Below are 7,484 nucleotides of genomic sequence, written 5' to 3'. Positions count from 1 at the left end.
ACATACTGCTCGAACGTGGCTAGCATGGTGCCGTTGGCGGATTTGGAGTGCTGCAGTCGAAGCGCTCTGCCGTAAAGCGCGCCGGGTCCCGGATCACCTGACGGCGTAGTGTACATTACGGAGGGTCCAAACTCTGCAAAGACAGGATCGTCATCAGAGAAGTAGAACCTGATGGCTATAACGCCAACGCAGATTAACGCTGCAGCGCATGTCATCAATACAACTTTTAGTTTCATTTCTCTCCCCCTATATTGATATCGCTTACAGGACTTATTCTAACCGCTTTATAATATAGGTCACATGATATAAATTGTGATTTAATGATATTTTTTGTCATGCTTACGCCACTCTTTAGAAGCGCCTAAAATTCTCCATTATAATTGAAGACGGCAGCTCATCGTAACACGTCATTAAAAAGAATGCTGTGCAGTTGACACAGCATTCTTCAGCAAAATTTACATTTTGTTCATCCTATTTCATACCAAATTTCTGTCTTGCAGCTGTCCATTTCTTATTCAGGTCTTCAAAAATGGGACGAAAATCTTTTCCAGCCAACATTAGTGCGCCAACCACTGTAGGATCCCATTTGGTTTCTTTTTGCAATTTTACAAAATTCACTTCCCCAGCTTTCGGAAAGAACGGCTGCGCATTATATTGCTTGCTTGCATCTGTAAAGATATTTTGCGGATCAATTCCTTTGATGGTCGAGCTCATGGCTCTTTCTTCAAGATAGGGCTTGTAAACTTCAGGGCTAAAATACCATTCAATCACTTTCTTTGCGACATCAATATGCTTGCTATCCTTGGAAATACAGAAAGGAAGATCAATATTATACACTTGTCTGTTCATTTCATTCGGGTCAATCACTACCGGTAACGGGAATAGACCCAGGTCTTTTATATCCCCGCCCATCGTCAGGAAATCCGTATAATAGTACTGGCCGATAGCCATCATACCCGCCTTTTTATTAGAAAACATCCGTTCCGCTTCAGGATATCCGATACCTAGCGGCGACTTTCCAACAGCACCCGATTTATAAAGCTGTTCTACCATTTCAAAAGCCTTATAATAGTGGCCGTCTGGACTAAATGGCGTATCCATCATGGCTGCTTCGTTATCCGTATTGGGATCGTTAAAAGAAACAGTTCCTAAATAGGCTACAAACGGATATTGCGTCCAAGTATCTTTTCCTCCGAGCGCCAACCCCTGATACTTCCCGCTATCTTCAATAGCTTTAGCAGTACTTACGAACTGATCCCAGGTTTTTGGTATCGTTAAACCCAATTCGGAAAAGATGGATTTACTATAGAAAACCCATTCCCCAAATCCCTTCATTGGCAAACCGTAATATTTCCCATCTCCCGCTTTGAGCTCATTAAACGAGTCAACAGCCTTATTCATTTGCACCAGAGGATCACTCTTATCCCATATATATAACGAGTCCTTCAGGTCAATCACTTTATATGGCTTAACATAGAATAAATCCGGCATTTCATTGGCTGACTGCCTTACCATTAATGATTTGTACAACGATTCTATATCTTTAAAGGATTGGAGATCCAGAGTCACATTGGGCAACAGTTTTTTAAAAGAATCCGATTGAGACGTCTTTTTCCAATAATCCAAATCCTCTGCCAAAATGGCAACACTTAAGGTTATTTTCTCATTTGAATTGCTGCTTATAAATGAGTTTGTACTATTGCTGCCGCTTCCACATCCCGTTAAAACAATCATGATTGATAGAATTCCCGCTAAGACGAGGTCTATCCCCTTTTTTGTTACTAATCTCGCCATTTAGATACCCTCCATGCTGCGTTAGATAGCGCTTTCAATAACGCCTCGTCCTTATTGTACCCTGATAATAATTAGAATTATATGATCTTATAACATTTTTAATCTATCATTACCTTGTATATTAATTTATGAGTATGATAACATTTTGATACTTAATAGCAACGGAGGGACAACAGGATGGTACGTCTTATGAAAAAATGGGTTATTGTTAGGTTCGTTACCATTTTTCTTATATTTATCCCAATTCCATTAATACTTTCCGGCGTCTATATTTATAGAAATGAAGTCAATATGTTAATTACGAATAATACTAATAAAAATCTGCAGTTAACTGAACAAATCGCCAAAAAAATCGATGACAATATTTTGAGGCATATCCTTACAGCTTCCAGCATCACGAATGAAAATAGTACTTATAATGGACCGCAAAGCATTATCGATCGAGTGAATATACTCCGAACATTGACTAATGAGGCGGATCGATTAGCTCTTCGCCAGCAAATTGACAGTGATTTAAACTATTTATTCAACTACACCATAGATCTCACCGGAATTACTTTTGTTTATAAAGATAATCAATACTATTCCTTCAATAATCGCTATGCATTTGAACCTTCCCCTATAAAATTATCATCATGGTATCAAGAAATGGTACGTAATAACGAACATCTTCGTGTTCTTGGCAAGGTCAATGATTCGCTTTTTTCAAATGTTCATAGTGACGAGCAATCACTTGCCATTGCCACATTAGTCAATAATCCTAATCATCAATATACAGAAGACAACGAGGTAGAGCTTATATTTATTACGTTTAAAGACACCGCTTTTGAAAAAGAGTTTTTTGGCCTTCAGCTCAGTCAAGTCGGCAGACTGGATATCCTTTCGGAGTCTGGGGATATTGTTTACTCCAAAGACGATCAAGTTGAACCTATCAAGAAAAGTATGCATTTTTTCACAAATAACTACGGGTGGCAAATCTACAAATCAAATAAAGATCAGTTATTGATGACGTATTATACAGTTCCATCCACCAGATGGAAAGTGATCAACACAACTTCATTAAACGAGCTTACCCAAAATATTAATCAGGTCATTTCAGTCGTTGTTACTGCTTTTAGTTTTATCTTGCTGGTATTCATGATTGTATTTTTCACCTCGATATACCGTACGCTGCTTCGCCCAATCCATAAATTAATTCATCATATGTCCAGCTTGGAAGAGAATAACTTCAAAGGACGGTTACAACTTTCCGGCTATGATGAAGTTGCGAAGCTATATAAGAAATTTAACAAAATGGTGGAACACATTAATCTTTTAATTCTAAGGATAGATCGTGAAAAAGATGAAAAGCTGCAGTTGGAACTTCAGGCCCTTCAATATCAGGTGAACCCGCATTTTTTGCTAAACACTCTTAATTCGATATCGATGATGGCTGATATTTACGGTGCACAGCATATCAAAAAAATGACAACTTCCTTATCAACTCTGCTTGTTAATACCCTTTCCAAAGGTGGAATGCATACACCCTTAGAAGAAGAGTTTAACACCCTGAGCAGTTATGCTGATATAATGAAATTAAGATATGGCGATCGATTTGAAGTCATACTCGTAATAGAACCTTCAGCTCAAGAACTTTATATTCTCAGACTTCTTCTACAACCATTAGTAGAAAACTCCATTCTTCATGGAATGGGTGATATCTATAAAAAGTTAAATATCCATGTAAATGCAAAGAGGAATGGCCCTAATCTCGAGCTATCCGTAAATGACGATGGTGTAGGTATGACAAAAAGTCAAATAGAAACACTTCTTAAACATCACAATGAAAAAAATTCAGGTTTCAATCACATTGGTATTCACAATGTAAATAAAAGAATAAAACTCAACTTTGGCGAAGAATATGGCTTGGAAATTTATAGCGATGAAGAATCAGGAACACAAATGAAACTAATCCTTCCGGCAATTACTCGAGATATGATTACATCGGCAGAAGGTGATATCCATGTATAGAATTTTACTTGTTGATGATGAACCCCTTATTAGGCTTGCCATTAAATCTCTTGGGTATTGGGAATTACATGGATTTGAAATCGCTTGCGAAGCATATCATGGAGCTGATGCACTTGAAAAATTTCAAAATGACGAAAATGGAATTGATCTGATTCTTACTGATATTACTATGCCTAAAATGAACGGACTCGAGCTCATTCGAGAGATTAGATGTCAAAATACAATCATTCCAATCATCGTATTGAGTTCGTTCAATGATTTTAAATTTGTAAGGGAAGCCTTCCAACTTGGGATTCAGGATTATGTATTAAAATCCGAAATGGATTTCAAAACACTTCTCTCCTTATTCAAAAAAGCTAATCATCATGGTGATTCAAACAAAAAACATCATCAAATCACCCAAAAGTCAATCCAATATTATAAACAAAATTTTCTTGAGAATAACGTAATTAGAAATATTCAATCAGATTTTGAAAGTCAATTAGAAAATTTAAATATGAATATCCCAAAAGTTAATATAACGGTTGCGGCTTTAACTATAGACAATTATAAAACATTAGAAAACAACTTGGATGCGCTTACTTTTGCTAATATCATCGAATCCGTTTATCAATTACTTTTGCAAAAAACAGAGGAATTCAACCTGGGTGAAGTTGTTCGAATAGAAAAGTCAAAATATGCTTTTATAAGCGGGTTTGTAAATGAAAATAGTACAGCAAGCGTTTTACAAAAAGTTGGAAGTTTCTTGAGCAACGTTAAATATGCTTGCGGCATGTTATTAAATGTTTCTCTCACGATAGGAATTAGCGATGTCGATAATGGATATGACAAGATCCCTATGCTATATAGACAAGCAGTTGCGGCAAATAATCTTAAAATTGTTAACGGAAAGGGTAACATTTACTTTCAACAAAATCTGATAAAGGCTATGCCTTTGGAAAATTATAACGAGACCACGTTATTACATCATGAAAGAGATTTAATGGATGCCATGATGAATTTGGATGTAAATAGGATCCAGGATTCTTTAACTTCGATTTTTATGGTTTTGAAATCTCAGTCCGATATGAAAAAAGTCCTCAATACGTACCTCTCTATTTTTTTGAAGACGGTCGGCTTTTTACAAAGAAATGAGATATCTGTCGATGACAATGATATATCTATCATTGAAGTAATGGACCAATTCGAGACAATTGAAGAAATTCATAATTATATCAAATTGAAATTATTAGACATTTACAAACAAATCCAAGAAAGCCTCACACATTCAACTTCAAAAATAAATATTGTAAAAGAATACGTAAGAAGCAATTATTATCGAGATATTAGCTTAAAATCAGTCAGTGAGTATATTCATGTTAGCGACTCCTATTTAAGTCGTCTATTTTCAAGTACTGGGGAAACCTTCATTAGTTATCTAAGAAAAATTCGAATTGAAAAGGCCAAGGAACTACTAAAGAAAGATTCGCTTACCATACAAGAGGTTAGTGAAGCTGTCGGCTACGCAAATCAAGAGCATTTCAGCCGGATTTTCAAAAAATATACTGGTTATAGTCCAAATAGATTTCGTAACGGAGATCTGTCTTAAAGACTCGCTAGAGGTGTGCAGGCGGAAGAACTCCAAATAAAAAATACATTTTGTGTTAGTTTCTCAATCCTTTCCTCATTACTTTTCATGAGAAACTTATATTTATCTTTAAAAAAATATAGTGATTATAGATCTCCAACAATGGCTGCCGTTAAAGTGTAAGCGGTTTGCAGCGACTGGATCCACCGAAGAAGACTCTTAAAACCTTCTTCATCATTTGAGAAAGATAGAGGATTTTTTTTATTTGTCGGAGGACACAAACCATGAAGACTTTAATCGGCTATGGATACATGTTCTTGTCCTAATACGGCTAAGGATATATGTTCTTGTCCACCGACAGCTTCGGAGGACAAGAACAAGTTCGTGTTCTTCAGACCGGAGATTTGCCGCCGGCTTCCTTCAGATTCCACCTCACGGTGGACACCCTTGCCTTAAGCTATGGCTACTACTGCCTTCACCATTCGGGACTTGAACCCTAGAGATAGCGCCCATGCTGGGCGCACTGTAAAAGGAGCTGCCTCGGCAGCTCCTTCATCATTTGTATAGAGTCTCTTCATTGAACTAACCTACCCGTCCCTCAGTTTTAAGGGTTTATCTCACGTAAACTCAGTCATTCGCAGGATTTCTTCACTTTGGAATGAAGTGGTCGGTAGGAAATAAGTTATAGCACCCATGAGGCCCCTGTTTTGGGCATGCGCAAATAAAAGAAACGAACACTTCGGAACATTTCCCCAATTTACTTTCTACTGCACGCATGCTCCACTAGATCCCTGGAAGTTTACCATCCCACGACTCGACGGGTCTTTGCCCTTACATTCCTTCGTTACACTTATCCAAGGTGTGGAGACCGATACCGTTTAGCTGATGGGTCTGTGCCCTTATCGGATACGAACTCGGTCCTCCGTGCTTTCTTTGTTTGAAATCCTACGAATGAGTCAATTTCTAGAAAGCACAATACCGCGGAAGTTCGTGGCTTGTGCTACGTGGACTTCCTTTGCCATATCGATACCTACAACAAGATGGGATGTGGTAATTCGTTCAATCCGTTGATTTTGTCCGACTGATTGCTTAAACTTCATAATAAGAGCGCCTCCTTGATGGTGTTGGGTTTCAAACCCGTGAACAAACCCATCATACCGAGGCGCTCCTTTTTTGACAAAGCCCATTTCTTAGGCTATACAGGAATGTTTAGCTTAATTCCGAGAACCCTCGGCAGACCAAGGGGGCTTGTCCCCCGCAGCGTGAATACTCTGTTATGTTATGTCACACTCCTCTTCGATAAACCTTATAAAATCTAAGCATTCCATATTCTAGTTACTTCTTCTAATTCTAAGTCCTCGAATTGCATTTTATAGATATCTGGTTTCTTTAATTGATTCAAAAACTCCAAGCCAAAAGCTGGATCAAAATGATTCATCATCAAAGTCATTACAAGACCATGAGTCCCGACTACTATTTTCTTCCCTCTATGCTCTTTTAATATGGGTTTTAGAACTGAGATTGCTCTTTTCTGACAAGCAGCATTAGACTCTCCACCCGACAAGGTATAATTAGGGTCATTAAAACTCTCTCTGATACTAGACATTAACTCTGCATTTTCAATAATATAAGATGCAAAATGACGTTCTCTAAGATCTTCAAATACTTTAATATCTAACTTTAAATGCTCGGCCAATCCCTCAACACTAAGAATTGCTCGAGTATAAGGACTTGATATAATTATGTCTATTCCTTCACCTATAAGTAACTTCGTTACTTTTTCAATATCGATCTTTCCTTTTGGGGTAAGCCCTCTTGTTCTTTCATTTCCTTCATTGTATGGTGATTCTCCATGCCTAACCATATAGATAATTGTCTTCATACAGGTCTCCTTTAGATGCTTTCATTAAATATCACACTGTGACTTCACATAACGTTATATTCATAAAGTTTATAAAATTATCCAACTCAGAAAATATTCGAGAAACAAGTCGAGTAGAATGCAGGCCTACCATTTTGTAGGTTGGGCCTGCAAACCCTCACAGATCCGTACGTGCCCAATTAAGGCATACGGCTCTTCAAATCATCTTACTGAACAAAGGCCTTAGCCTTG

5 protein-coding genes and 1 pseudogene are annotated in these 7,484 nt (G+C 37.6%); 2 read left to right on the top strand and 4 right to left on the bottom strand.

Features of this window, described 5'->3' with window-relative positions:
* Both DFP97_RS29630 and DFP97_RS29625 read right to left on the bottom strand, forming a co-directional pair.
* On the bottom strand, positions 1 to 236 hold a 236-nt coding region (locus DFP97_RS29630), incomplete at its 3' end, for a hypothetical protein (protein ID WP_147275121.1).
* 235 nt (positions 237 to 471) lie between these two features.
* Positions 472 to 1,794 (bottom strand): ABC transporter substrate-binding protein, encoded by a 1,323-nt coding sequence (locus DFP97_RS29625; RefSeq protein ID WP_114384259.1) that lies wholly within the window; start codon positions 1,792 to 1,794, stop codon positions 472 to 474.
* A 189-nt stretch (positions 1,795 to 1,983) separates the two neighbouring features.
* Here DFP97_RS29625 and DFP97_RS29620 point away from each other — a divergent pair, with 189 nt between their 5' ends.
* Both DFP97_RS29620 and DFP97_RS29615 read left to right on the top strand, forming a co-directional pair.
* Positions 1,984 to 3,804, top strand: coding sequence for a sensor histidine kinase (locus tag DFP97_RS29620; protein WP_181873740.1), 1,821 nt, complete (start codon positions 1,984 to 1,986; stop codon positions 3,802 to 3,804).
* Positions 3,797 to 5,392, top strand: a complete 1,596-nt coding sequence (locus tag DFP97_RS29615) for a response regulator (RefSeq protein WP_114384257.1) — start codon at positions 3,797 to 3,799, stop codon at positions 5,390 to 5,392. The genes DFP97_RS29620 and DFP97_RS29615 overlap by 8 nt, the downstream gene beginning before the upstream one ends.
* A gap of 944 nt (positions 5,393 to 6,336) precedes the next feature.
* Here DFP97_RS29615 and DFP97_RS29610 read toward each other — a convergent pair.
* A pseudogene (locus DFP97_RS29610) lies at positions 6,337 to 6,471 on the bottom strand (IS110 family RNA-guided transposase); the annotation flags it as partial.
* Positions 6,472 to 6,686: 215 nt separating this feature from the next.
* A complete protein-coding gene (locus tag DFP97_RS29605) occupies positions 6,687 to 7,253 on the bottom strand; it encodes a histidine phosphatase family protein (protein ID WP_114384256.1) in 567 nt (188 codons plus the stop codon).
* Positions 7,254 to 7,484 lie beyond the last annotated feature (231 nt).

It is taken from the genome of Paenibacillus prosopidis, from assembly GCF_003337375.1.
Taxonomy (GTDB): domain Bacteria; phylum Bacillota; class Bacilli; order Paenibacillales; family Paenibacillaceae; genus Pristimantibacillus; species Pristimantibacillus prosopidis.
This window is presented reverse-complemented; position numbering and strand designations above follow the sequence as displayed.